Consider the following 1,542-nt stretch of genomic DNA (forward strand, 5'->3'; position numbering starts at 1 on the left):
CGACAAATATGCGGCAGGCACGACGACGCGCCGCGCCGCCCTTTCCGGCAAAGCGCTGGCAGACTACCGCCAGCTACCGCGGCTACAAGACAAAGAAAAACCTACGACGCCATCATGGCAGAGGCGCAGGCACAAGGCGCGATTACCCTGACACGCCCGCGCCACGAACCACAAGGCTTCATCCAGCGCATCGAACTCGCCGACGCAGCCAAACTGGCGGCCCTCCTCGGCCAAGAAACCCGCGCCGCACAAATCCGGCACGCAACAGAGACCCTTGCCGCCTGCCTCGCCGACTACCCGGTCCTGCACGACGTCCTCGCTGCCTGGGCAAAACTGAAAAACGTGCGCCAAACCACGCCGGAACACGCCGGGCGTTGGCACGACGCCTGCCAAACCGTGAGCTGGTGCCGCGCACAAGAACGGCGCGGCATCACCGAAATGGCGCTGCGCGACGCCAGCGCGCAACTGTTCCAGGACAGCAAACGCATCGAAAAACTGCTGCCCTGCCTGGACGTACTGCTCACCGGCAACCTCACCGGCGAAGCCCGCGCCGACACCGAAATCCTGCAAGAACTCGGCCTCTACCGCGAGCCGCAACCCGTACGCCTCGCGGGCAACGTCCTATTGCGCCGCACGCGGGGCGATTTCCCGCCAGATTTCCCCTACAGCGCCTTGCCGCCGTCTGCGATTCATGGACTGGCCGCACAGCCCGCGCAAATCCTCACCATTGAAAACCTCACCACCTTCCACGGCTGGGCGCGACAACACGGCGACAGCAATACCCTCTGCCTTTACACCGCCGGGATGCCCTCACCGGCATGGCGCGCCCTGTATGGTCGCTTGCTTGCAGGACTGCCGCAGGACGTCCCCGTGTACCACTGGGGCGACATCGACGAAGGCGGCTTCCGCATCGCCGCGCTGCTCAGCCGCTGTGCCGCCGCGTGCGGTCACACCCTGCGCCCCTGGAAAATGCGCCCGGCAGAAATCCCCGCCAGCCAACACCGCCCCGCCGCCGCACACACCCTCGCACAAATGGCCAAATACGCCCGTGATGCGGGCTGGGACGAGCTCGCCTGCGAAGTGGAAACCGCGGGCATCGTCGCCGAGCAGGAAGGATAAACTTGCTGCCACCAGAAGCTGTTTATAGCCATCCACCGAAAGCCTCATACTGTGTTGCGTCGCCTGACCGGGCACCCTAAAAAATGGCGAAGCCATTTTTTAGGGAAACCCGCGCCGTACAAAAGCGTACTGTCTTCGGCGACGCGCCTTGTCTGAAACTTTCGGTGAATGGCTATACCATTTGAATCCCTCTCCTTGAAAAGCGGGAGGGGAGATTTTTCAATTACAAACAGCCCTTAACATCGTCTTTCAAACCAACCGGGAGATACCCATGCAAACCTTGCTGAAAACCACGCTGCTCGCTACCGTCGTCTTGACGACAACCGCACTGCACGCCGCTGACAACGACGAAGCCTTTGGCTTCGATGTCAAAAAAGTCAAAACCCGTTACGGCAAACTGACGGAGGCAAAAAATACTGGCGA

General features: G+C 61.6%; 1 protein-coding gene. It reads left to right on the top strand.

Translation table 11 applies throughout. The features are described from left to right. On the top strand, positions 1 to 1,119 hold a 1,119-nt coding region (locus Q0349_RS02080; RefSeq protein WP_298079185.1), incomplete at its 5' end, for a Wadjet anti-phage system protein JetD domain-containing protein. Positions 1,120 to 1,542: the final 423 nt, after the last annotated feature.

Origin of the sequence: uncultured Cardiobacterium sp. (assembly GCF_938028185.1) — a bacterium.
Taxonomy (GTDB): Bacteria; Pseudomonadota; Gammaproteobacteria; order Cardiobacteriales; family Cardiobacteriaceae; genus Cardiobacterium.